22 protein-coding genes are annotated in these 20,816 nt (G+C 62.3%); 9 read left to right on the forward strand and 13 right to left on the reverse strand.

Annotation, left to right across the window (positions count from 1 at the left end; genetic code table 11):
• Positions 1 to 11 precede the first annotated feature (11 nt).
• Positions 12 to 1,058, forward strand: a complete 1,047-nt coding sequence (locus tag BM017_RS08260) for an N-acetylmuramidase family protein (RefSeq protein WP_058427350.1) — start codon at positions 12 to 14, stop codon at positions 1,056 to 1,058.
• 1 nt (position 1,059) lies between these two features.
• The gene (locus tag BM017_RS08265) at positions 1,060 to 1,650 is read left to right on the forward strand and encodes a hypothetical protein (protein WP_092242797.1); all 591 of its coding nucleotides are present in this window, start codon (positions 1,060 to 1,062) and stop codon (positions 1,648 to 1,650) included.
• Here BM017_RS08265 and BM017_RS08270 read toward each other — a convergent pair whose 3' ends face one another.
• Positions 1,651 to 2,514, reverse strand: a complete 864-nt coding sequence (locus BM017_RS08270) for a LysR family transcriptional regulator (RefSeq protein WP_071491380.1) — start codon at positions 2,512 to 2,514, stop codon at positions 1,651 to 1,653. It abuts the gene before it with no gap.
• 102 nt (positions 2,515 to 2,616) lie between these two features.
• On the opposite strand from BM017_RS08270, the gene BM017_RS08275 reads away from it, so the two are divergent.
• Positions 2,617 to 3,576: a DMT family transporter gene (locus BM017_RS08275; RefSeq protein ID WP_092242800.1), complete on the forward strand. Its 960-nt coding sequence runs from the start codon at positions 2,617 to 2,619 to the stop codon at positions 3,574 to 3,576.
• Here the strand turns inward: BM017_RS08275 and BM017_RS08280 are convergent.
• Both BM017_RS08280 and BM017_RS08285 read right to left on the reverse strand, forming a co-directional pair.
• Positions 3,490 to 3,861, reverse strand: a complete 372-nt coding sequence (locus BM017_RS08280; RefSeq protein WP_092242803.1) for a VOC family protein — start codon at positions 3,859 to 3,861, stop codon at positions 3,490 to 3,492. The genes BM017_RS08275 and BM017_RS08280 overlap by 87 nt on opposite strands.
• A 59-nt stretch (positions 3,862 to 3,920) precedes the next feature.
• Positions 3,921 to 4,670 (reverse strand): substrate-binding periplasmic protein, encoded by a 750-nt coding sequence (locus BM017_RS08285; RefSeq protein WP_092242806.1) that lies wholly within the window; start codon positions 4,668 to 4,670, stop codon positions 3,921 to 3,923.
• 133 nt (positions 4,671 to 4,803) lie between these two features.
• Here BM017_RS08285 and dnaX point away from each other — a divergent pair, with 133 nt between their 5' ends.
• From dnaX to BM017_RS08310, 5 genes are all read left to right on the forward strand, one after another.
• Positions 4,804 to 6,843 carry a DNA polymerase III subunit gamma/tau gene (gene dnaX / locus BM017_RS08290; RefSeq protein WP_092242809.1) on the forward strand — a complete coding sequence of 680 codons (2,040 nt, stop codon included), beginning with the start codon at positions 4,804 to 4,806 and terminating at the stop codon, positions 6,841 to 6,843.
• Positions 6,844 to 6,886: 43 nt separating this feature from the next.
• A complete protein-coding gene (locus BM017_RS08295; protein WP_017527493.1) occupies positions 6,887 to 7,225 on the forward strand; it encodes a YbaB/EbfC family nucleoid-associated protein in 339 nt (112 codons plus the stop codon).
• 133 nt (positions 7,226 to 7,358) lie between these two features.
• Positions 7,359 to 8,393: an NADP-dependent oxidoreductase gene (locus tag BM017_RS08300; protein WP_092242811.1), complete on the forward strand. Its 1,035-nt coding sequence runs from the start codon at positions 7,359 to 7,361 to the stop codon at positions 8,391 to 8,393.
• Between the two features lie 65 nt (positions 8,394 to 8,458).
• Entirely contained in the window at positions 8,459 to 9,061 is a 603-nt protein-coding gene (gene recR / locus BM017_RS08305) for a recombination mediator RecR (RefSeq protein WP_015885312.1), read from the forward strand.
• 65 nt (positions 9,062 to 9,126) lie between these two features.
• Positions 9,127 to 10,275 carry an acyl-CoA dehydrogenase family protein gene (locus BM017_RS08310; RefSeq protein WP_092242814.1) on the forward strand — a complete coding sequence of 383 codons (1,149 nt, stop codon included), beginning with the start codon at positions 9,127 to 9,129 and terminating at the stop codon, positions 10,273 to 10,275.
• A 114-nt stretch (positions 10,276 to 10,389) separates the two neighbouring features.
• On the opposite strand, the gene BM017_RS08315 is transcribed toward BM017_RS08310, so the two are convergent.
• Complete coding sequence (locus BM017_RS08315; protein WP_071491373.1) at positions 10,390 to 10,938, reverse strand: adenine phosphoribosyltransferase; 549 nt, start codon at positions 10,936 to 10,938, stop codon at positions 10,390 to 10,392.
• Positions 10,939 to 11,018: 80 nt separating this feature from the next.
• Entirely contained in the window at positions 11,019 to 11,753 is a 735-nt protein-coding gene (fnr, locus tag BM017_RS08320) for a fumarate/nitrate reduction transcriptional regulator Fnr (RefSeq protein ID WP_071491372.1), read from the reverse strand.
• A 156-nt stretch (positions 11,754 to 11,909) separates the two neighbouring features.
• Here fnr and BM017_RS08325 point away from each other — a divergent pair, with 156 nt between their 5' ends.
• Positions 11,910 to 12,407, forward strand: coding sequence for a hypothetical protein (locus BM017_RS08325; protein WP_092242817.1), 498 nt, complete (start codon positions 11,910 to 11,912; stop codon positions 12,405 to 12,407).
• Between the two features lie 6 nt (positions 12,408 to 12,413).
• On the opposite strand, the gene hemN is transcribed toward BM017_RS08325, so the two are convergent.
• The 8 genes from hemN to BM017_RS08365 form a co-directional block, all read right to left on the reverse strand.
• Positions 12,414 to 13,796, reverse strand: coding sequence for an oxygen-independent coproporphyrinogen III oxidase (gene hemN / locus BM017_RS08330; protein WP_092242824.1), 1,383 nt, complete (start codon positions 13,794 to 13,796; stop codon positions 12,414 to 12,416).
• A 103-nt stretch (positions 13,797 to 13,899) separates the two neighbouring features.
• Positions 13,900 to 14,583 (reverse strand): sulfite exporter TauE/SafE family protein, encoded by a 684-nt coding sequence (locus BM017_RS08335; RefSeq protein ID WP_071491369.1) that lies wholly within the window; start codon positions 14,581 to 14,583, stop codon positions 13,900 to 13,902.
• The gene (gene ccoS / locus BM017_RS08340) at positions 14,576 to 14,788 is read right to left on the reverse strand and encodes a cbb3-type cytochrome oxidase assembly protein CcoS (RefSeq protein WP_092242829.1); all 213 of its coding nucleotides are present in this window, start codon (positions 14,786 to 14,788) and stop codon (positions 14,576 to 14,578) included. Before ccoS ends, BM017_RS08335 begins: the two co-directional genes overlap by 8 nt.
• Positions 14,789 to 14,810: 22 nt before the next feature.
• Positions 14,811 to 17,255 carry a heavy metal translocating P-type ATPase gene (locus BM017_RS08345; protein WP_092242831.1) on the reverse strand — a complete coding sequence of 815 codons (2,445 nt, stop codon included), beginning with the start codon at positions 17,253 to 17,255 and terminating at the stop codon, positions 14,811 to 14,813.
• Between the two features lie 141 nt (positions 17,256 to 17,396).
• Positions 17,397 to 17,936 (reverse strand): FixH family protein, encoded by a 540-nt coding sequence (locus BM017_RS08350; RefSeq protein ID WP_071491367.1) that lies wholly within the window; start codon positions 17,934 to 17,936, stop codon positions 17,397 to 17,399.
• 14 nt (positions 17,937 to 17,950) lie between these two features.
• Complete coding sequence (gene ccoG, locus BM017_RS08355) at positions 17,951 to 19,354, reverse strand: cytochrome c oxidase accessory protein CcoG (RefSeq protein WP_071491543.1); 1,404 nt, start codon at positions 19,352 to 19,354, stop codon at positions 17,951 to 17,953.
• A gap of 301 nt (positions 19,355 to 19,655) precedes the next feature.
• Positions 19,656 to 20,633: a cytochrome-c oxidase, cbb3-type subunit III gene (ccoP, locus tag BM017_RS08360; RefSeq protein ID WP_071491366.1), complete on the reverse strand. Its 978-nt coding sequence runs from the start codon at positions 20,631 to 20,633 to the stop codon at positions 19,656 to 19,658.
• On the reverse strand, positions 20,630 to 20,815 hold the full coding sequence (locus BM017_RS08365; protein WP_003175465.1) for a CcoQ/FixQ family Cbb3-type cytochrome c oxidase assembly chaperone: 186 nt from the start codon (positions 20,813 to 20,815) through the stop codon (positions 20,630 to 20,632). The genes ccoP and BM017_RS08365 overlap by 4 nt, the downstream gene beginning before the upstream one ends.
• Between the last annotated feature and the right edge of the window lies 1 nt (position 20,816).

The following is a 20,816-nucleotide window of genomic DNA, read 5'->3' on the forward strand; positions in this document are numbered from 1 at the left end:
GGATGTCTGTGATGAAAAGCCTGCAAGGGTTGCCCCGTCTTATCAGTGCTTCGGTAGGCGCGCCCGGCAAAGCCCGCAACTTGCCCGCCGATGTGCAGTGCGTCCAGTATTTATTCAATCTGATCATTCCGAAAATGGGTTTCCCGCTGGCCGAAAACGGCAAGTGCGATGGCCAATTGGTGCAATGCATCAGCCAGTATCAATTCCGTCATCTCAAATATGCCCACCCTGATGGCGTGATCGACCCGACTGGTAAAACCTTCAACAGCCTGATCGAAGAAGCGGTGAAAGTGCCGGTGAAGGCGTTCCCGAGCATGCGTATCCCGAGCTTTCTGAATGTGTTCGGCAACAATCAGGGCGACGCAGTGCAGGCCACGGTCAATGTGTACCTGGACCGCATGCGCGCGATGATCGAGGCCGAGAAGCGCAACCGCCAATTGATGCTGCAGGCCACGTGCGACGGGGGCATGACCCTCAGCGAGACGGATTTCCAGAATGCCGCTACGCAGTTGGGTGGCGGTATTTCGGTGAACATCATCAAGGCCTTCGCCACGGTGGAATCCGGCGGCCGTTCGGGTTTCGGCCCGGCCAAGTTGCCGGTAATCGCGTTCGAAGGGCACCTGTTTCGCAAGTACACCAAGCACATCTACGACCAGGCGCATCCGCTGCTGTCCTACCCCTACAAGAAAAAAGCCGGGCCGCAGTGGCAGACCAATAACAAGGACCAGACCAAGGCCTGGGAAACCATGGCCACCGCGTTTGCGCTGGATCAGGAAGCCGCGTTGATGTCGGCGTCCTGGGGCATGTTTCAGATCATGGGCTTCAACTACGCGTCCTGCGGCTACAAGACGGTGTTTGAATTCTCTGCGGCATTGAAAGTGAATGCCGGTAACCAACTAAAGGCCTTCCTCGGTTTTTGCAGCAAGAGCCCGGCGTTGATGAAAGCCATGAAAGCCAAGGATTTTACCGGCATGGCGCGTAACTATAATGGCGAGGACTATGGCAACTATGACGTCCTTATGCAGAAAGCGTACGAGAAACTTGAAGGGAAAAAATAAGATGATCCGTTTTCTAGCGATGGGCCTGTTGTCGTTGTGTGCTGTAGCCCCTGCGTTTGCCGGTTCGCCCGCGTTGCATTCGGGCAAGTACGAAGGGCTGATGCTGGCGGTGACGCCTGAGCATCAGGTGGAAGGTTACTACTCGGAGGAGATGGGCGAAGGCGTGACCCGCAGTTGCGCGTTCTACCTGCAGGGCAAACCCGCGGCGTTGACCACCTGGGCCGACGCCACCTACCCCGGCAGCGTGGCACCCTCGTCCGATGGCGTGACCCTGACCGTGGCAGAAGGCCGCCAGCATCCGGGTTGCCTCAATGTGCTGATGCCGGAGATCGCCACCGGCCTGGACCTGAGCCAGACCGCCAACACGAAATGGATCGGCCTGGTGAAGGTGTCCGCCGACAAGGCTTACCTGCTGAAAAACCCAAGCGCCAAGGCCGCCAAGCGTCCGTACATCGTCAAGAATGACGTAGTGGGGGTCCTGGCCTTCAAGGATGGCTGGGCCCAGGTCGAGTTCATCAATGCCGATGATCGTTCGTTTACCGGGTGGATCAGCCAGGATCAGTACAGCCGTCTGGCGGCACCCAAAAGCTGATCAGCCGAAGGTTTCGCGCAACAACCCGGCAAACGCATCCCGTGCCAGGTGCCGCTGGGTGTCCTTGTGCCAGAACAGCAGGTTGTCCACCGCCTGCAGTTCCTCGAACCGGTACGACGCCAATTGGTTGGCCTGTTCATAGCGGGCCAGGATGCCCTCCGGCGCCAGTGCCACGCCAATTCCCGCACTGACACAACCGATGATCGTGCCCCAGCTGGCATAGCTGGCAATGGCCGGCTTGAACGCGTGGGGCTTGACCCAGTTCTCCAACGCCGCTCGATAAGGGCAGCCGGGCGGCCATACCAGCAGCGTGCGGCCGGCCAGGTCTTCGGCGCTGTGGATCGGTGCGCTGGAGGCGCTGGCGATCAACACCAGGCGTTCACTGTAGACCACGCTGTGTTCGAGCTTTGCGCGTTTGTTGCCCGCGGCCACCAGCGCCACGTCCAGGCGGTGGTGTTGCAGGTCATCGAGCAGTTCGCCCCAGGCGCCGGTCACCAGCTCCAGGCTGACATCCGGGTAGCGCCGATGGTATTCGGCCAGCAACGGCGGCAGGCGTCCGCTGGCGCTGGACTCCACAGCACCGATACGCAGGGTGCCACGGGGGATGGCATTGGCATCGACGGCGCGTTTGGATTCGTCCACCAGGGCCAGGATCCGTTCGCAATATTCCAGGAAGATCTCACCGGCCGCACTGATCGCCAGCCCGCGTCCGGCACGGATAAACAGCGGTGTGCCCAACTCGCTTTCCAGCTGCTTGATGCGCGTGGTGATGTTGGACGGCACACAATGCAATTGCACGGCGGCCTGGGCCACGCTGCCGGTTTGTGCCACGGCGCGCACCATTTTCAGTTGGGCCAGTTCCATTGCTCAGTTCCAGTGATTTCAGAAGTCAGAAACGGTTAATTGTCCTGCGCGTTGCTCGGGCGAAGACTGACGGCATTCCTTCCCCGTTTTCGGATACCGTCGATGAACACCCCGTCACCCCTGAAGCTTACGCTAGTCATCGCCAGCGTCATCCTCTGTTGGGCCTATTCGCCGATTGGCGTGCACACGGGCCTGCACAGCTACAGCCCTGGCCAGCTTGCGCTGCTGCGGTTTCTGATCGCCTCGCTGTTCATGGCCGGCGTGGCGCTGGTGCTCGGCATCGGTCGGCCACGCCTGCGGGATCTGCCGTGGCTGTTGGTGTTGAGTTTTTTCGGCGTGTTCCTGCACCACACCAGCCTCAATTATGGGCAGCAATTCGTGACGGCGGCGGCGTCCAGTGTGCTGGCACAATCGGCGCCGCTGTTCAGCGTGTTGATCGCGTTCTTCTGCTTGAAGGAGCGGGTCAGCCTCTGGCGCTGGAGCTGCGTGCTGCTGGGGTTGCTCGGCGTGCTGGTGGTGATCTGGGGCGATCACGGCGTGGGTGATATTGACCCGCGCGGCTTGCTGATTCTGCTGGCGGCAGTCTCATGGAGCCTGTACTTCGCCATCCAGAAACACTACGCCCATCGCTACAGCCCGCTGGCGATGGCGTGCTACATGGTCTGGGCCGGCACCTTGATGCTCTGCGTGAACCTGCCGGGCCTGCCGGCTGCGGTGGTACAGGCGCCGTTGCCCGAGAACCTCGCGGTGCTGGTGCTCGGGGTTTTCCCCAGCGCTCTGGCGTACCTGGCCTGGGGCTATGTGTTGAAACATGTCGAGGTCAGCCGCGCCTCGGTAGCGATGTACCTGATCCCCCCGGTGGCGATGACGATGGCGGCCACGCTGCTCGGTGAGCACATCGCCCTGCAAGTGGTGCTGGGCGGCGTGATCGTGCTGGCCAGCGTGGCCGCCATCAGCCTGGAGGAGCGCTGGCGGTCAGCCGCTCAGGCAAAACGCGCGCAGCCGGTGGCCATCGAGGTCCTGGGCGACGAAGGTGTAGCCGAAATCCAGGGTGGTCGGTGACTGGATGATGGTTGCGCCGCGCTCTACCCATTGATCATGCAGCGCGTCCACCGCGGCCTGGTCAGCCAGGGACAGGCCCACTTCGCCGCCACCCCCGGTGAGCCGGGCCGCCGGTTCCACGGTATGACGCGACCACAGCCCCAGCTTTACGCCATTGTCGAGAATGAACAGCGCGAAGGTCGGGTTGAGTTCCACGGGCGGCTTGTCCAGCAGGCGGCTATAGAAGTTGGCGCTGGTGGCCGGGCTGTCGACGTACAACAGGAAGTAATGGGCGAGGGTGTTCATGCAGGCTCCTTGGGAATGCGTGTTCGATTCGATGGAGCCAAGTCTATAAGGCGGCATTGTCAGTTTCTGTCAGGAGTCTCACCGGTGTAGAGCCGGATGATCTGCTCGATCTCGCCCGACTGCTGCATGCGCAGCAAGGTACGCAGGATCAGCTGCACCGGCACTTTCGGGTCGTTGCGCACGATGCAGCCCAGGCGCTGCTCATCAATCACCGCAACCTTGTGCAGCCGCTTGCCGACCGGCATGCGTTGGTTGAACCGCTCGAGTATCCATTCGTTGCTCACCGCAAACTTGAAGCGCCCGGCCACCAGTTTGTGCAGCACCTGCTCTTCGCTGCGCGCGTCGTCGCGGCTGAGCTGGCCTCTGGCGAACAGAGGGTCGAGGGACGCGTAGCGGTAGTTGAGCACAGTGCCGATGGCCTGCGGTGCGAGTGTGTCCAGCTGTATCGGCTTCGGGGGGATGTGGGTGCTCACCAACAGGTTGCGCTGCACCATCAGCGGCACGCTCCAGACGTAATCGCCGGACGCTTCGTCGACCCAGGCCTGGGTGACATAACAGCGCACATCGATATCGCCATGCTCCATGGCGCTTGAGATACGCGCCCGTGCCAACACATGGAATTCGGCCGGCCGTCCGACCTGGGTAGCCAGGCTCAACATCAGGTCATACAAAATGCCCTGGGTGGGCCGGTCGTTGTCCAGTTGCACCATGGGCATCGCCCAGCTGTCGGAAACCGAGAAACGCAACGGTGCGGGCGCTGCCAGGCAAGCCGTGGTGATCATCCATAAAGCGCCCAGGACTACGCGCATACACACTCCGGGTTCATGCCTTTTTGGGGCCAACCAGGCAAGCTTAGTCAGATTAGGCGAGCGTGCCGGATGCAATTTCCCCCTTGCTCCGCTAGCATTACCGGCTTCCGCTTCCCAGTTGCGACGGTTTTCGATGAGTTATCAGGTTCTTGCACGTAAATGGCGTCCGCGCTCGTTCCGCGAAATGGTCGGCCAGACCCATGTGCTCAAGGCTCTGATCAATGCCTTGGACAGCCAACGGCTGCACCACGCCTACCTGTTCACCGGTACCCGTGGGGTGGGCAAGACCACCATTGCGCGCATCATTGCCAAGTGCCTGAACTGTGAAACCGGTATCACTTCGACGCCCTGCGGCACCTGCTCGGTGTGCAAGGAAATCGACGAAGGGCGTTTCGTCGACCTGATCGAGATCGACGCCGCGAGCCGCACCAAGGTCGAAGACACCCGCGAGTTGCTCGACAACGTGCAGTACGCGCCCAGCCGTGGCCGCTTCAAGGTCTACCTGATCGACGAAGTGCACATGCTGTCCAGCCATTCCTTCAACGCCCTGTTGAAAACCCTGGAAGAGCCGCCGCCCTACGTCAAATTCATCCTGGCCACCACCGATCCGCAGAAACTTCCTGCAACCATTCTGTCGCGGTGCCTGCAGTTCTCCCTGAAAAACATGACCCCCGAGCGCGTGGTCGAGCATTTGACTCATGTGCTGGGCGTCGAGAACGTACCGTTCGAAGACGACGCGCTGTGGTTGCTCGGTCGCGCCGCCGATGGTTCGATGCGCGATGCCATGAGCCTCACCGACCAGGCCATCGCCTTTGGTGAAGGCAAGGTCATGGCCGCCGACGTGCGCGCCATGCTCGGCACCCTCGATCACGGCCAGGTCTTCGACGTGCTGCACGCGCTGATCGAAGGCGACGCCAAAGCGCTGCTCGAAGCCGTGCGCCACCTGTCGGAGCAAGGCCCGGACTGGAACGGCGTGCTCTCGGAAATTCTCAATGTGCTGCACCGTGTCGCCATCGCCCAGGCGCTGCCCGAAGGCGTCGACAACGGCCATGGCGACCGCGACCGCGTGCTGGCCCTGGCCCAGGCGCTGCCGGCTGAAGATGTGCAGTTCTACTACCAGATGGGCCTGATCGGTCGCCGCGACTTGCCCCTGGCGCCCGACCCGCGCGGCGGCTTTGAAATGGTGTTGCTGCGAATGCTGGCGTTCCGGCCCGCTGATTCGGCAGACGCGCCGAGACAGCCGCTAAAGCCAGTGGGGATCAGCCAGGCCACAGTTGATTCCGCCAAACCAGTGGCTGGCGCGGCGCAGGTCGCACCAGTGGTTGCTGCACCTGCACCGGTGCCTGAACCTGTGGCAGCTGCGCCAGTGGTCGAGCCGGCACCCATTGTCGAGCCCGAGCCGGTCGTCGACCTGCCCTGGAATGATCCGGTCGAAGCAGACGCCGAGGCCGAGCAAGCGCCCGCCGTGGAGCCCGTGCTGGAAACCAGCGGCGAGCAGCCCGAACTGACACCGATGCCCACGCCGACTCCGGATAGCGTGGTGCCGGATGCCCCCGAATGGGTGTCTGCCCCCGTCCCCGAGCCGACCGTGGCCCAGGTGGAAGCCGCCACGCCGGGTATCGACCTCGACGACGAACCGCCGCTGGACGAAGACTACATCGAGCCGGACATGGATTCGGCCTACAGCTACCTGGACGACCTGGCCAGCGAGCACACCGCCGAACCGGCCCCCGAGCCCGAAGCGGAACCCGCTGCGGCCCCCGCCACCGGCCTGGCCCTGCAATGGCTGGAGCTGTTCCCGAAACTGCCGATCTCCGGCATGACCGGCAGCATCGCCGCCAACTGCACATTGATCTCCATCGAAGGCGACCACTGGCTGTTGCATCTGGACCCGGCCCACAGCGCCCTGTTCAACGCGACCCAGCAGCGCCGTCTCAACGATGCGCTGAACCAGTACCATGGGCGCACGCTGACCATCGCCATAGAGCTGATCAAGCCCGAGCAGGAAACCCCGGCCCAGGCCGCGACTCGTCGGCGCATCAACCGCCAGCGTGAGGCCGAGGATTCGATCCATGCCGATCCGCTCATCCAGCAAATGATGCAACAGTTCGGTGCGGTCGTGCGTCACGATACTATTGAACCTGTCGAAGCCCCGGTGCCCCAAGCGTCATAAAACCGGGCTACTTATTGATCCACGTACTTTTGAGGTGATTCCCATGATGAAAGGTGGCATGGCCGGCCTGATGAAGCAGGCGCAGCAGATGCAGGAAAAGATGGCCAAGATGCAGGAAGAACTGGCCAACGCCGAAGTCACCGGTAAAGCCGGTGGCGATATGGTCAGCGTGGTGATGACTGGTCGTCACGACATCAAGCGCGTGAGCATCGACCCGAGCCTGCTCGAAGGCGTCAGCGATGATGACCGCGAAGTGCTGGAAGACTTGTTCGCCGCGGCCGTCAACGACGCTGTGCGCAAGATCGAAGCCAACAGCCAGGACAAAATGTCCGGCGTGACCGCGGGCATGCAACTGCCTCCGGGCATGAAGCTGCCGTTCTGATCGGCGTGCTTTAGCTAGACTCCAATGCCAGGCCTTGTGCCTGGCATTTTTGTTTGTGCCAATTGGATCGAACCCGGGCACGCCACGCATGGTCTGCACCCTATACCGATGGATTCGATAAAGGAGCCCCTTCATGCCTCAAGAACCGACCCTGAACCAGCGCATCGTCCTGGTCTCGCGCCCCCAGGGCGCACCCACCCCGGAAAATTTCCGCCTGGAACGGGTGAATCTGCCGGAGCTGGCAGACGGCCAGGTCCTGCTGAAAACCCTGTACCTGTCCCTCGACCCCTACATGCGCGGCCGCATGAGCGATGCACCGTCCTACGCGGCGCCGGTAGAAATCGACGAAGTGATGACCGGTGGCGCTGTCAGTCGTATCGAGCAGTCGCGTAATCCGAAATTCGAAGTGGGCGACCTGGTGGTGGGTGCTACCGGTTGGCAGAGTCACAGCATTTCCGATGGTCGCAACCTGATGCCGGTGCCCAAGGGCCTGGCCAGCCCGTCGATGGCACTGGGCGTGCTGGGTATGCCGGGCATGACGGCCTACATGGGCCTGATGGACATCGGTCAGCCCAAGGCCGGGGAAACCCTGGTGGTGGCGGCCGCGTCCGGCGCGGTGGGCTCGGTGGTCGGGCAGGTAGCCAAGCTCAAGGGCTTGCGTGTGGTCGGGATCGCGGGGGGCGCAGAAAAGTGCCGCTATGTAGTGGACGAGCTGGGCTTTGATGCCTGCGTCGATCACAAGAGCGCGACCTTTGCCGATGACCTGGCGCAGACGTGCTTCAAGGGCGTCGACATCTATTTTGAAAACGTCGGCGGCAAGGTGTTCGATGCGGTGGTGCCGTTGTTGAATCCGAAGGCTCGCATCCCGCTGTGCGGGCTGATCGCCGGCTACAACGCCCATGAAGCCCCCAGCGGGCCTGATCGTTTGCCGGCACTGCAACGTACCTTGTTGACCAAGCGTGTGCGCATCCAGGGCTTTATCGTGTTCGATGACTACGGTGACCGCCAGCCTGAATTCCTCAGCGCCATGGCGCCGTGGGTGCGCGACGGCAAGATCAAGTTCCGCGAGGATGTGGTCGACGGTCTGGAGCAGGCGCCCGAAGCCTTTATCGGTTTGCTGGAAGGGCGCAATTTCGGCAAGTTGGTGGTACGCGTCGCGCAGGATTGAGTATTTGACGCTAATCCGGGGCGCGGGTATAAACCGCGTCTCGTTGTTTTGTCGGACCCATGCCCATGAGCTTCAGCCCCCTGATTCGCCAACTGATCGACGCCTTGCGCACATTGCCGGGTGTCGGCCAGAAAACCGCCCAGCGTATGGCGCTGCAACTGCTGGAGCGTGATCGCAGCGGCGGCACCCGATTGGCCCAGGCCTTGAGCCAGGCCATGACCGGCGTGGGTCACTGTCGCCAGTGTCGCACCCTCACCGAAGAAGAACTCTGCCCGCAATGCGCCGACCCGCGCCGCGACGACACGCTGCTGTGCGTGGTGGAAGGGCCGATGGATGTATACGCGGTGGAGCAGACCGGCTATCGCGGGCGCTACTTCGTGCTCAAGGGCCACCTGTCGCCCCTGGACGGCCTTGGCCCGGAAGCCATCGGCATTCCGCAACTGGTGGCGCGCATCGAAGAGCAGGGCACCTTTACCGAAGTGATCCTGGCCACCAACCCGACGGTGGAAGGCGAGGCAACCGCGCATTACATTGCCCAACTGCTCACCAACAAAGGTCTGATCACCTCGCGCATTGCCCATGGCGTGCCGCTGGGTGGCGAGTTGGAATTGGTCGATGGCGGCACGCTGGCGCATTCATTCGCCGGCCGCAAACCTATCGCGCTCTGACTCCATGACTTGATAACCAAGCAAGCGCTTGGTAATTTCGCTCCACCTCACCGTGGAGCTTGCCGATGTCTGCCTATCAGGACTACTTCGACCCCAGCCACCAATTGGTCCGCGACAGCGTGCGTCGCTTTGTCGAGCGCGAGATGCTGCCGGGTATCGAGCAATGGGAGGAGGCCGAAAGCTTTCCCCGGGAGTTGTACCTCAAGGCCGGAGCGGCGGGCATCCTCGGTATCGGTTATCCCGAAGCTTTCGGCGGCAGCCACGACGGTGATCTGTTTGCCAAGGTCGCGGCCAGCGAGGAACTGATGCGCTGTGGCTCCGGTGGCGTGGTGGCAGGCTTGGGGTCGCTCGATATCGGTTTGCCGCCGGTGGTCAAATGGGCCAGGCCCGAGGTCCGCGAACGGGTGGTGCCCCAGGTGCTGGCCGGCGAAAAGATCATCGCCCTGGCAGTCACCGAACCGGGTGGCGGTTCTGATGTGGCCAGCCTGCAAACCCGGGCCATTCGTGACGGCGACCATTACCGCGTCAGCGGCAGCAAGACTTTCATTACCAGCGGCATCCGCGCCGATTTCTACACCGTCGCCGTCCGCACTGGCGGGCCGGGCTTTGCCGGGATCAGCCTGCTGCTGATCGAAAAAGACACTCCCGGTTTTACCGTCGGCCAGCCCCTGAAGAAAATGGGCTGGTGGGCGTCGGACACGGCTGAATTGTTCTTCGACGATTGTCGGGTGCCCGTAGGCAACCTGATCGGCGCCGAAAACATGGGCTTTGCCTGCATCATGGGCAACTTCCAGAGCGAGCGCCTGGCCCTGGCGCTCATGGCCAACATGACCGCGCAACTGGCCCTGGAGGAAAGCCTCAAATGGGCCGCCGAGCGCGAAGCCTTCGGCAAACCCATCGGCAAATTCCAGGTGATCAAGCATCGCCTGGCGGAAATGGCCACCGCCGTGGAGGTCTCTCGGGAGTTCACTTATCGGCAGGCAGCAAAGATGGCCGCCGGTATCAGCGTGATCAAGGAGATATCCATGGCCAAGAACCTTGCCACCGACACCGCCGACCGCGTCACCTACGACGCGGTGCAGATCCTCGGGGGCCAGGGTTATATGCGTGGCAGCCTGGTGGAGCGGTTGTATCGCGACAACCGTATCCTCTCCATCGGTGGCGGCACCCGTGAGGTAATGAATGAAATCATCAGCAAGCAGATGGGCTTCTGATCTTTAGTGCCTTTCAGTGCCTCATCGGGGGCAAGCCCCCTCCCACACTTGACCGGTTCACAGATCAAAATGTGGGAGGGGGCTTGCCCCCGATGGCGTCAGCCCAGGCAAGCGTTATTGTTCAGTCAGCGCAAACTGCGTCAGGCAGAATGTCGCAATCCCCATGTCCTCCAAACGTTGCGACCCCCCCAGCTCCGGCAAATCAATGATCGCCGCGGCCTCGAAGATCTTCGCGCCCATGCGGCGTACCAGGTTCGCCGCCGCGATCAGGGTGCCGCCGGTGGCGATCAGGTCATCGAACATCAACACCGAGTCGCCTTCGCACAGGCTGTCGGCGTGCACTTCGAGGAAGGCCTCGCCGTACTCGGTCTGGTAACCCTCGGCCAGCACGTCAGCGGGCAGCTTGCCCTGCTTGCGGAACAGGATCAGCGGCTTGTTCAGTTGGTAGGCGATGATCGAACCGATCAGGAAACCCCGCGCATCCATGGCGCCGATATGGGTGAAATCGGTCTCGACGTAGCGGTGGGCAAAGGTGTCGGCCACCAGGCGCAGGGCTCGGGGCGATTGGAACAGCGGCGTGATGTCACGAAAGATCACCCCGGGCTTGGGGAAGTCGATGACGGGACGGATCAGGGATTTGATGTCGAACGAATCGAAGGTCATCGTCGAAGAGTCCTGGGGCTGGAAACGGACTCGAAGTATACCTGCGGCCTCGCCGGTTGGCGCGGCCGCAAGTGTCTGCGTCAACCGTCTAACGAACCACCGGCCAGCGCGCACAACTGGATAGGGTCGAGGATATGCACTTCCTTGCCTTCGGCGGCGATCAGCTCGTTCTGCTGGAAACGGGTAAATACGCGGGACACGGTTTCCACCGCCAGGCCCAGGTAGTTGCCGATTTCGTTGCGCGACATGCTCAGGCGGAACTGGTTGGCCGAGAAACCCCGGGCACGGAACCGCGCCGACAGGTTGACCAGGAAAGTCGCGATGCGCTCGTCGGCGGTTTTCTTCGACAACAGCAGCATCATTTGCTGGTCGTCACGAATCTCGCGGCTCATTACGCGCATCAACTGGCGGCGCAGTTGCGGCAATTGCAGGGCCAGCTCGTCAAGGCGCTCGAAGGGGATTTCGCACACCGAGGTTGTCTCCAGCGCCTGGGCCGACACCGGGTGGATCTCGGTGTCCATGCCCGACAAGCCCACCAGTTCGCTGGGCAGGTGGAAACCGGTGAGCTGTTCTTCGCCGCTGTCGCTCAGGCTGAATGTCTTCAACGCACCCGAGCGTACTGCATAAACGGAATCGAACTTATCGCCCTGGCGAAACAGGAACTCGCCTTTTTTCAGCGGGCGACCACGTTTAACGATCTCGTCCAGCGCATCCATGTCTTCCAGATTCAACGAAAGTGGCAAGCAGAGGGGGGCCAGGCTGCAATCCTTGCAATGAGCCTGGCTGTGAGCGCGCAGTTTAACTGGCTCGGACATTTCTTAAATCCTTGTGGGAAAACACACATAAGACGTAAGGGTAACGCACTGTGGGCTGGTGAGGCCAGCGTGTACAAAAAACCAGCAACGGTATAAAGAGTTTTGTGTCGCCGCCGATACAAAGTCACGAACCCTTGAGCTTGGAGGCTCGATATCATGATTTCCATCGGTGCAACGAACGCTGCACGCACTCAGGTGCAGTCCTTTGCGGAGCCGAAAGACTTGGTGGCAGAGGCCAGGCTCGCCAAGGCTGCCAAAGCGCTCAAGGACGCTACTGAGGCGCCGCTACGGGAAAAAAAGGACGAGGAGGGGGTGAAGGTGACCTTTTCCGGAGCTGCCTTGAAAGCCCTGACGGAGGCCAAGAAACCCAGCAACGACATCGAAGACAGCGGTCTGCCGGATAACGTCCAGCAGGTTCTCAAGATGATTCGCAAGCTCAAGGAGCAGATCGCCGAGAAGCAGGCCGAACTGCAAGCCGTGATGGCGGACAAGAGCCTCAGCCCCGACGAGGCACGGATCAAGGTCAGCAATCTGCAAGGGGCGCTTGCCCAGTTGCAAGCGAGCCTGATGACCGCACAAACCTCCCTGGCCAAGGCCATGAAAGGCCTCAGCGGGGAAGACGCGTTGAAGGCCGGCTCCCTCGCTATGGCGTAGGGTGTTTCAGATCACCCGCGAAAACCGCTGCCTGTTCTGGTGCTCCAGGTAGGCATCGAACACCATGCACACCGAACGCACCAGCAGGCGCCCGGCTGGCAAAACGCGAATGCCTTGGGCGTCGAGTTCGATCAGGCCATCCTCGGCCATCGCCGTCAGTTGCGGCCAGATGTCGTCGAAATACCCGCGAAAATCCATGTTGAAGGCTTGCTCGATCGTCTCGAATGCCAGGCTGAAATTGCAGATCAACTGCTGAATCACCTCCCGCCGCAAGCGATCGTCCGTGGTACAGACCAGGCCGCGACTGGTGGCCAGTTGCGCGCCGGCCAGGGTGTTCTGGTAGGCGTTGAGGTCACTGCTGTTCTGGCAGTACAGGTCGCCGATCTGGCTGATCGCTGACACCCCGAGCCCGATCAAGTCGCAATGACCGTGGGTGGTATAGCCCTGGAAATTGCGCTGCAGGGTGCCTTCTTCCTGGGCGATGGCCAACTCGTCGTCGGGCAGGGCGAAGTGGTCCATGCCGATGTAACGGTAGCCGGCCTGGGTCAGTTGCTCGATGGTGGTTTGCAGCATCAGCAGCTTTGACGCCGGGGACGGCAGTTCATCGATGTTGATGCGCCGCTGGGGCATGAAACGTTCGGGCAGGTGAGCGTAGTTGAACACCGACAAGCGGTCGGGTTGCAGCCTGATCACCTCCTCCACGGTGCGCGCAAAATTGATCGGCGTTTGCTTGGGCAGGCCGTAGATCAGGTCGACATTGATCGAGCGAAATTGCAGGGTGCGTGCGGCATCGATCACCGCGCGGGTTTCTTCCAGGCTTTGCAGGCGGTTGACTGCCCGTTGTACCTCGGGGTCGAGGTCTTGCAGGCCGATGCTCACGCGGTTGAAACCCAGTTCGCGCAGCAGGCCCATGGTGGCCCAATCCGCTTCGCGTGGGTCGATCTCGATGCCGTAGTCGCCCGAATCGTCATCCAGCAAATTGAAGTGCTGGCGCAGGCAGCTCATCACCTGGCGCAATTCGTCGTGGCTGAGAAAGGTCGGGGTGCCGCCGCCGAAGTGCAGCTGTTCCACCGGCTGTCTGGGGTCGAGGTGGCACGCCACCAGCTGGATTTCCTGCTCCAGGCGTTGCAGGTAGGCCTGGGCGCGGCCACGGTCCTTGGTGATGACCTTGTTGCAGGCGCAGTAGTAGCAGATGTTCGCGCAGAACGGCACATGCACATACAACGACAGCGGCCGCACCGCCTTGCGGCTGTCGCGCAGGGCGTGGAGCAGGTCGAAGGTGCCGACCTGGCTGTCGAATTGTACGGCGGTAGGGTAGGACGTGTAGCGCGGTCCCGCCAGGTCGTAGCGGTGAATCAGATCGGTATCCCAACGAATGGCGTCGAGCATGCGGGCGTTCCCCCGGATAGGCTAGTGGGCCGAGTCTAGGGGCTGGCCGGGGAGGCCACCTTGATTTGCATCAACAGGGAGCGGCGCTATGCCACATGGCCTTTCAATGGCCCATTAGCCAGTGCTGATGCGGACCGGGCAACGTCCAAATGCCGAATAGAATTACCAGCAAGCCACCGGCCATCCTCACGCTGCGCTTGCGCAACAGTGCCGTCACCCGTTCCGCCGCCAGTCCAGTGGCCAACAGCACCGGCCAAGTCCCCAAGCCGAATGCCAGCATCAGTAACCCGCTGTCCAGCGCATTGCCCTGGCTCGCTGCCCATAGCAGCGTGCTGTAGACCAATCCGCACGGCAACCATCCCCACAACGCGCCCAGCAGCAATGCACGCGGTACGTTGGACACGGGCAGCAAACGGTTGGCGACCGGCTGTATATAGCGCCATAGGCCGCGTCCGAGGCTTTCGATACGGGTGAGACCGCTCCACCAGCCGGCCAGGTACAGGCCCATGCTGATCAACAGCAGGCCGGCGAGCACGCGCATGAACATCGCCGCCGGGCTGTTCGCCACCGCCCAGCCGGCGAGGCCGATCAACACGCCGGCCGCGGCATAGCTGAGGATGCGTCCCAGGTTGTAGGCCAGCAGCAGTTGAAACCGGCGGCCGCGTTGCTCCTTGGGGATCGCCAGGGTCAGCGCGCCCATCAACCCGCCGCACATGCCCAGGCAATGGCCTCCACCGAGCAGGCCGAGGATCAGTGCAGAGACCAGCAGCGGCGCCAGCTCAAGCATGAGGCGGGTCTTTTGGTGGTTGTTCGGAGTGGTTGGCCTCTTCGACGCCGGCCAGGTGGTTCGGGTCCTGGTCGTCGAACAGCACGCTATGGGCCGGGCCGTCGAGGTCGTCGTACTGGCCGCTGTCCACCGCCCAGAAGAAGATGTAGATGGCCACGCCCACTAACAGCAGCGCCGCCGGGATCATTACGTATAAAGCTGGCATCTGCACTCCATGTCCGCACGGCTCACACTGGCAGCGGGCGGGTTACTGAGGGGGCTCGGGCGGCCGGCGCGCTCGGCAGGCGAGTCAGGCGCAGGGCATTGAGCACCACGGTCAACGAACTGAGGGACATGCCGATCGCGGCCCAGATGGGAGTGATCCAGCCCAGGGCGGCAAACGGCAGCATAAGGCCATTGTACAACCCGGCCCACAGCAGGTTTTCAATGATTACCCGGCGAGTGCGCCGCGCCAGAGTAAAGGCTTGCACCAGGGCGTCCAGGCGGTTTGACAGCAACACCGCATCGGCGCTGGTCTTGGCCAGGTCGGTGGCCGTGCCCATCGCCACACTGATGTCCGCGGCGGCGAGTACCGGCACATCGTTGACACCGTCGCCAAGCATCAGCACTTTGCAGCCTTGCTTGTGCAGTTGCTGAAGGACCTGCAGTTTGTCATCCGGACGCAGGCCGCCGTGGGCCTCGTCGATACCCAGCTCGGCGGCGACGCTGGCGACCATCGGCGAACTGTCCCCGGACAGCAATAGCGTGCGCCAACCCCGCGCCTTGCACGCGGCCAGCAATGCAGGCGCATCACTGCGCAGGCGGTCGTCGAGCACGAACCAGGCCAGGGCGCCGTCGCGGTCGCCGAGCAATAGCCATTGGCCGCAAACCTCCGGCGCTGCCGGGATCGGGCAACCACTGAGTTCGCAGACAAAGCCCGGCTGGCCAATGCGCAATACGCGCTCGCCGACGCGACCTTCAAGGCCCAGTCCTGGCGAACTGACGACCTCATCGGCGGCCACTGGCGCACGCCCAAAGGCGCGGGCAATCGGGTGTTCGGAGCGGTTTTCCAGGGCGGCGGCGAGGCTCAGGCACAGGTCGGTACTCAAGGTGCCCAGCGGGCGTATGGCTCTCAACGCCAGGCGCCCTTCGGTGAGGGTGCCGGTCTTGTCGAAGATCACCGTGTCGATCTGGTTGAGCCCTTCCAGCACATGGCCGCGCGTCAACAGCAGCCCGAGTTTGTGCAAGGTGCCGGTGGCGGCGGTGAGGGCGGTAGGTGTCGCAAGGGACAACGCGCAGGGGCAGGTCGCCACCAGCATCGCCAGCACAATCCAGAACGCCCGCGACGCATCCAGCTCCCACCACAGCAAGCCGATCAGCGCGGCGGCGATCAGCGAGCACAACAGGAACCACTGTGCGGCGCGGTCGGCGATCTGCGCCAGGCGTGGTTTATCGGCCTGGGCGCGCTCCAGCAGGCGCACGATGGCGGACAGGCGCGTGTCATGGCCCAGGGCACGTACTTCGACGGTCAATGCCCCCTCGACATTCAGCGTGCCCGCCGTGACCGCATCGCCGCTTTGGCGCGGTTGCGGCAGGTACTCACCGGTGAGCAGGGATTCATCGATGCTCGATTGCCCGTCGAGGATCACGCCATCCGCCGGCAGCACGGCGCCGGGGTGCACCAGCACGCGGTCGCCCAGGGTCAGTTCGGGGAGCAGGATGCGCTCGCTCTGGCCGTCGGCCTTGAGTCGCAGGCACGAGGCGGGCAGCAGGTTCACCAGTTGCGCCGTCGCGGCGGCCGTGCGCTCCCTGGCGCGGCGCTCCAGGTAACGGCCGGCCAGCAGGAACAACGCAAACATGCCCACCGCATCGAAGTACAACTCGCCCACGCCGGTGATTGCCGTCCAGATGCCCGCCAGGTAAGCCCCGCCGATGGCCAGGGACACCGAGACATCCATGGTCAGGTGGCGCGTGCGCAAGTCGCGCAAGGCGCCCTTGAAAAACGGTGCGCAGCTGTAGAACACGATGGGTGTTGTAAGAAACATCGCCACCCAGCGCAGGATCACGTGCAGCTCCGGGCTCAGGTCGATATTGAATTCCGGCCAGGTAGCCATGGTTGCCATCATTGCCTGGAACCACAGCAAGCCGGCCACGCCCAATTGGCGCAGGGCCAGGCGATTTTCGCCGGCCAGCTGCTCGGCAGCGCGATCGGCCTGATAGGGGTGAGCGGCGTAGCCGATATGGCGCAGTTCACTGAGCAGTTGGCTCAATGGCAGTTGCCCATCAACCCAACGAACGTGCAGGCGGTGGTTGGACAGGTTCAACCGCGCCTCGGCCACGGCGGGCAGGCTGCGCAGGTGTTTCTCGATCAGCCAGCCGCAGGCGGCGCAGCTGATGCCCTCCATCAGCAGGGTGGTTTCGGCCAGCTCGCCCTCGTGGCGCACGAAGGGTTTCTGCACGTCGGCGCGGTCATACAGCGCCAATTCGTCCACTAGTTGCACCGGCAACGCCTCAGGGTTGGCCGAGGCTTCGCTGCGGTGCTGGTAATAACTTTCCAGGCCACCGGCCACGATGGCTTCGGCCACGGCCTGGCAGCCGGGGCAGCAGAGTTCGCGGCGCTCACCGAGGATGACCGTGGTGAAACGGCTACCGGAGGGGACGGGGAGGGCGCAGTGGTAGCAGGGGGTGGTCATGGCTTGGGAATCTATGGTGGCTGGTAGGGCCTCATCGGGGGCAAGCCCCCTCCCACGTTTGACTGATTTCACCAATAGATATGTGTAAACCCAATCCAGTGTGGGAGGGGGCTTGCCCCCGATGCGCGAAGCGCAGGCTTTTTACTTTTTCAGGTCTTCGGCACCCTGCAACGGTTCATCACCCAGCAGCAAGTCCTTGTCGTGGCTGACTTGTTCTTCCTCGAACATGCGCCAGGTCCGGTCGCCTTCCACGCCGAGCAACTCGACGAACCGCCGGCCTTCGACCTTGTCGGTGACCTGGCCGATGTAGCGGCCGGGCTCGCTGTCGCTGCGGGCCAGGTTGATCTTGCGGTCTTTCTCCGGCTGGGTCGGGGAAATCAGGTTCAATTCCAGGGTTTTCGGGTTGCTGTAGCCGGTGAGGTTGACCTCGACTTCACCGGTCAGCTCATCCAGGTGCACCTTGGCGCGCAGTTGCAAGGTCTGGGCCAGCAGCTCACGGTCCAGGGAGCGGTTGATGCCTTTGCCGGCCTCGTAGTAGTTGTCGTTGACCAGGTTGTCCGGGTTGTTGACCGCGATGGTCACCATGGACAGGGTCAAGGTCACCGAACAGGCCAGGATGCCGATGATGATCCACGGCCAGAGGTGCTTGTACCAAGGGCTTGCGGCGGTTGCTACGGACATTGTTCGGTTCCCTGTTAGCGGACTTGAGGGCCGATGAATCGGCTCTTGGCTTCAATATGGACGCTGGCGTCATCGGCATCGGTGAGGATGAATTTCACCTCGTTGGTGCTCGACGGCAATTGTTCCGGCGCACTCGACAGCTCCACCGGCATGCTGACGATATCGCCGGCCGCCACCTTGATCTCCCGGCGGCCTTGCAGCTTGAGGTCGGGCAGGCCGGCGGCATCGAGCACGTAGGTGTGGTCGCGTTGGTCCTTGTTCATGATCTTCAGGCTGTAGACGTTTTCGATGCGGCCTTCAGCGTTCTCGCGGTACAGCACGCGGTCCTTGCTCACGTCGAAACCCACCAGAGAGCGCATGAAGAACGCCGCCACCAGCAGGCTGATCATCGCCAGCAACACCAGGGCGTAGCCGATCAGGCGCGGGCGCAGCTTGTGGGTTTTCTGCCCGGACAGGTTGTGCTCGGTGGTGTAGCTGATCAGGCCGCGCGGGTACTCCATCTTGTCCATGATGTTGTCGCAGGCATCGATACAGGCGGCGCAGCCGATGCACTCTATCTGCAGGCCGTCGCGGATGTCGATACCGGTGGGGCACACCTGCACGCACATCGTGCAATCGATGCAATCGCCCAGGCCCTGGGCCTTGTAGTCGGTGCCTTTTTTACGCGGGCCGCGCAGTTCGCCGCGGCGTGGGTCGTAGGAAACGATCAGGGTGTCCTTGTCGAACATCACGCTCTGGAAGCGCGCGTACGGGCACATGTAGATGCACACCTGTTCGCGCAGCCAGCCGGCGTTGCCGTAGGTGGCAAGGGTGAAGAAACCCACCCAGAAATACGACCAGCCATCGGCCTGGCCGGTGAAAAAGTCGAACACCAGTTCGCGGATCGGCGAGAAGTAGCCGACAAAGGTCATGCCGGTGACAAAGCCGATCAACAGCCACAGGGTGTGCTTGCTGAATTTGCGCAGGAATTTGTTGGCGCCCATCGGTGCCTTGTCGAGCTTGATGCGCTGGTTGCGGTCGCCTTCGGTGACCTTCTCACACCACATGAAGATCCACGTCCACACGCTCTGCGGACAGGTGTAGCCGCACCACACGCGACCGGCGTACACCGTGATGAAGAACAGGCCAAACGCGGCAACGATGAGAATGCCCGAGAGCAGGATGAAGTCCTGGGGCCAGAAAGTTGCCCCGAAAATGAAGAACTTGCGCTCGGGCAGGTTCCACCACACGGCCTGGTGGCCACCCCAGTTCAGCCACACCGTGCCGAAGTACAGCAGGAACAGACCGGCCCCGCCGAGCATGCGCAAGTTGCGGAACAGGCCGGTGAAGGCGCGCGTGTAGATTTTCTCTCGCGAGGCGTAGAGGTCGACGGTTTTGGCGGGCGGGGTAACGTCATGTACCGGTATCTGGTTACTCATCATTGCATCCCACGGCGGTGGAGATTTGCCTTGGCCAGTACGTGCCAGCCGGGGTCAAATTAGGGGTGTTGCAGTGGTGTAATGATACGCCCCCGGTGGTGCTGAAAGGGGGCGACCTAAGTGATCTGGATCAATTGATCTGGCAAGTATGGCCGGTTTTGGCTGGCCCGGTTCTCTGAAACACTGCGGATCCAATGTAGGGGGGGCTTGCCCCCGATTGCAGTGTGTCAATCAGTGCATCTGTCACTGATCCACCGCTATCGGGGGCAAGCTCCCTCCCACATTGGTATTGCAGCGGCTTTTATTGCTCTTCAGCCTTCTTATCCCCATGGGACAAGCTGTACACATACGCCGCCAGCAAGTGCACCTTGTCATTGCCTTGCAGCTGTTCCTGCGCCGGCATCTGGCCCTGGCGGCCCCAACGGATGGTCTGTTGCAGTTGGGCGAAGCTCGAGCCGTAGATGAAGGCGCCCGGGTGGGTCAGGTCGGGCGCGCCCATGGCAGGAGTGCCTTTACCGGCCGGGCCATGGCAGGCCACGCAGTTGGCGGCGAAGAGTTTCTCGCCGTTGGCCACATCGGCTTTCACGCCTTCGGGCAGTTTGCGCCCGTCGAGGTTGGTGAGCACGAACGCAGCCACATCGCTGACGCCTTGCTCCTTGAGGATATCCAACCAGGCCGGCATCACCGCATGACGGCCCTTCATGATGGTTTCCTTGATGGTGGCAGGCTCGCCGCCCCAGCGCCAGTCGGCATCGGTCAGGTTGGGGAAGCCATAGGCGCCCTTGGCATCGGAACCGTGGCACACCGAGCAGTTGGAGGCGAACAGGCGACCCCCCATCTTTAACGCTTGCGGGTCCTTGGCCACTTCTTCAATCGGCATCGACGCGAATTTGGCGAAGATCGGCCCGAACTTGGCGTCCGACCTGGCCATTTCCTTTTCCCATTCGTGCACGCCGGTCCAGCCGGTCTGGCCATTGGCGAAGGGGGTTTGCTTGTCGGTGTCGAGGTAGTTGTAGCCCGGCAGCAGGCCCTTCCAGTTGCCCAGGCCGGGGTACAGCGCCAGGTAGCCGAGGGCGAAGACGATGGTGCCGACGAACAGCATGAACCACCACTTGGGCAGCGGGTTGTCGTATTCCTCGATGCCGTCGAACGAATGGCCGACGGTCTCGTCGGTTTGCTCGGCGCGCTGGCCCTTGCGGGTCGACAGCAGCAGCCAGGTCAGGGCGAAGATGGTACCCAGACTGAGGACTGTGACGTACAGACTCCAGAACGTAGTCATTCTTTGTTACTCCTAGAAGCTTGCTCGACGTGCTTGATGGCTTCGGGATCATCCGCAAAGGGCAGCAAGGTCGCGTCTTCAAACTCCGACTTGCGCTTGGGGCTGAACACCCACAACGCCAGGCCGATAAAGGCCACCATCACCACAACGGTGCCCAGGCCACGAATCATCCCGATATCCATA

Origin of the sequence: Pseudomonas sp. NFPP04, from assembly GCF_900113815.1 — a bacterium.
In the GTDB taxonomy this organism is placed as follows: Bacteria; Pseudomonadota; Gammaproteobacteria; order Pseudomonadales; family Pseudomonadaceae; genus Aquipseudomonas; species Aquipseudomonas extremorientalis.

Coding starts and splice junctions, on each gene's coding strand:
- BM017_RS08260 (WP_058427350.1), top strand. CDS start 12: ATGAAAAGCCTGCAAGGGTTGCCCCGTCTTATCAGTGCTTCGGTAGGC.
- BM017_RS08265 (WP_092242797.1), top strand. CDS start 1,060: ATGATCCGTTTTCTAGCGATGGGCCTGTTGTCGTTGTGTGCTGTAGCC.
- BM017_RS08270 (WP_071491380.1), bottom strand. CDS start 2,514: ATGGAACTGGCCCAACTGAAAATGGTGCGCGCCGTGGCACAAACCGGC.
- BM017_RS08275 (WP_092242800.1), top strand. CDS start 2,617: ATGAACACCCCGTCACCCCTGAAGCTTACGCTAGTCATCGCCAGCGTC.
- BM017_RS08280 (WP_092242803.1), bottom strand. CDS start 3,861: ATGAACACCCTCGCCCATTACTTCCTGTTGTACGTCGACAGCCCGGCC.
- BM017_RS08285 (WP_092242806.1), bottom strand. CDS start 4,670: ATGCGCGTAGTCCTGGGCGCTTTATGGATGATCACCACGGCTTGCCTG.
- dnaX (WP_092242809.1), top strand. CDS start 4,804: ATGAGTTATCAGGTTCTTGCACGTAAATGGCGTCCGCGCTCGTTCCGC.
- BM017_RS08295 (WP_017527493.1), top strand. CDS start 6,887: ATGATGAAAGGTGGCATGGCCGGCCTGATGAAGCAGGCGCAGCAGATG.
- BM017_RS08300 (WP_092242811.1), top strand. CDS start 7,359: ATGCCTCAAGAACCGACCCTGAACCAGCGCATCGTCCTGGTCTCGCGC.
- recR (WP_015885312.1), top strand. CDS start 8,459: ATGAGCTTCAGCCCCCTGATTCGCCAACTGATCGACGCCTTGCGCACA.
- BM017_RS08310 (WP_092242814.1), top strand. CDS start 9,127: ATGTCTGCCTATCAGGACTACTTCGACCCCAGCCACCAATTGGTCCGC.
- BM017_RS08315 (WP_071491373.1), bottom strand. CDS start 10,938: ATGACCTTCGATTCGTTCGACATCAAATCCCTGATCCGTCCCGTCATC.
- fnr (WP_071491372.1), bottom strand. CDS start 11,753: ATGTCCGAGCCAGTTAAACTGCGCGCTCACAGCCAGGCTCATTGCAAG.
- BM017_RS08325 (WP_092242817.1), top strand. CDS start 11,910: ATGATTTCCATCGGTGCAACGAACGCTGCACGCACTCAGGTGCAGTCC.
- hemN (WP_092242824.1), bottom strand. CDS start 13,796: ATGCTCGACGCCATTCGTTGGGATACCGATCTGATTCACCGCTACGAC.
- BM017_RS08335 (WP_071491369.1), bottom strand. CDS start 14,583: ATGCTTGAGCTGGCGCCGCTGCTGGTCTCTGCACTGATCCTCGGCCTG.
- ccoS (WP_092242829.1), bottom strand. CDS start 14,788: ATGCCAGCTTTATACGTAATGATCCCGGCGGCGCTGCTGTTAGTGGGC.
- BM017_RS08345 (WP_092242831.1), bottom strand. CDS start 17,255: ATGACCACCCCCTGCTACCACTGCGCCCTCCCCGTCCCCTCCGGTAGC.
- BM017_RS08350 (WP_071491367.1), bottom strand. CDS start 17,936: ATGTCCGTAGCAACCGCCGCAAGCCCTTGGTACAAGCACCTCTGGCCG.
- ccoG (WP_071491543.1), bottom strand. CDS start 19,354: ATGAGTAACCAGATACCGGTACATGACGTTACCCCGCCCGCCAAAACC.
- ccoP (WP_071491366.1), bottom strand. CDS start 20,633: ATGACTACGTTCTGGAGTCTGTACGTCACAGTCCTCAGTCTGGGTACC.
- BM017_RS08365 (WP_003175465.1), bottom strand. CDS start 20,815: ATGGATATCGGGATGATTCGTGGCCTGGGCACCGTTGTGGTGATGGTG.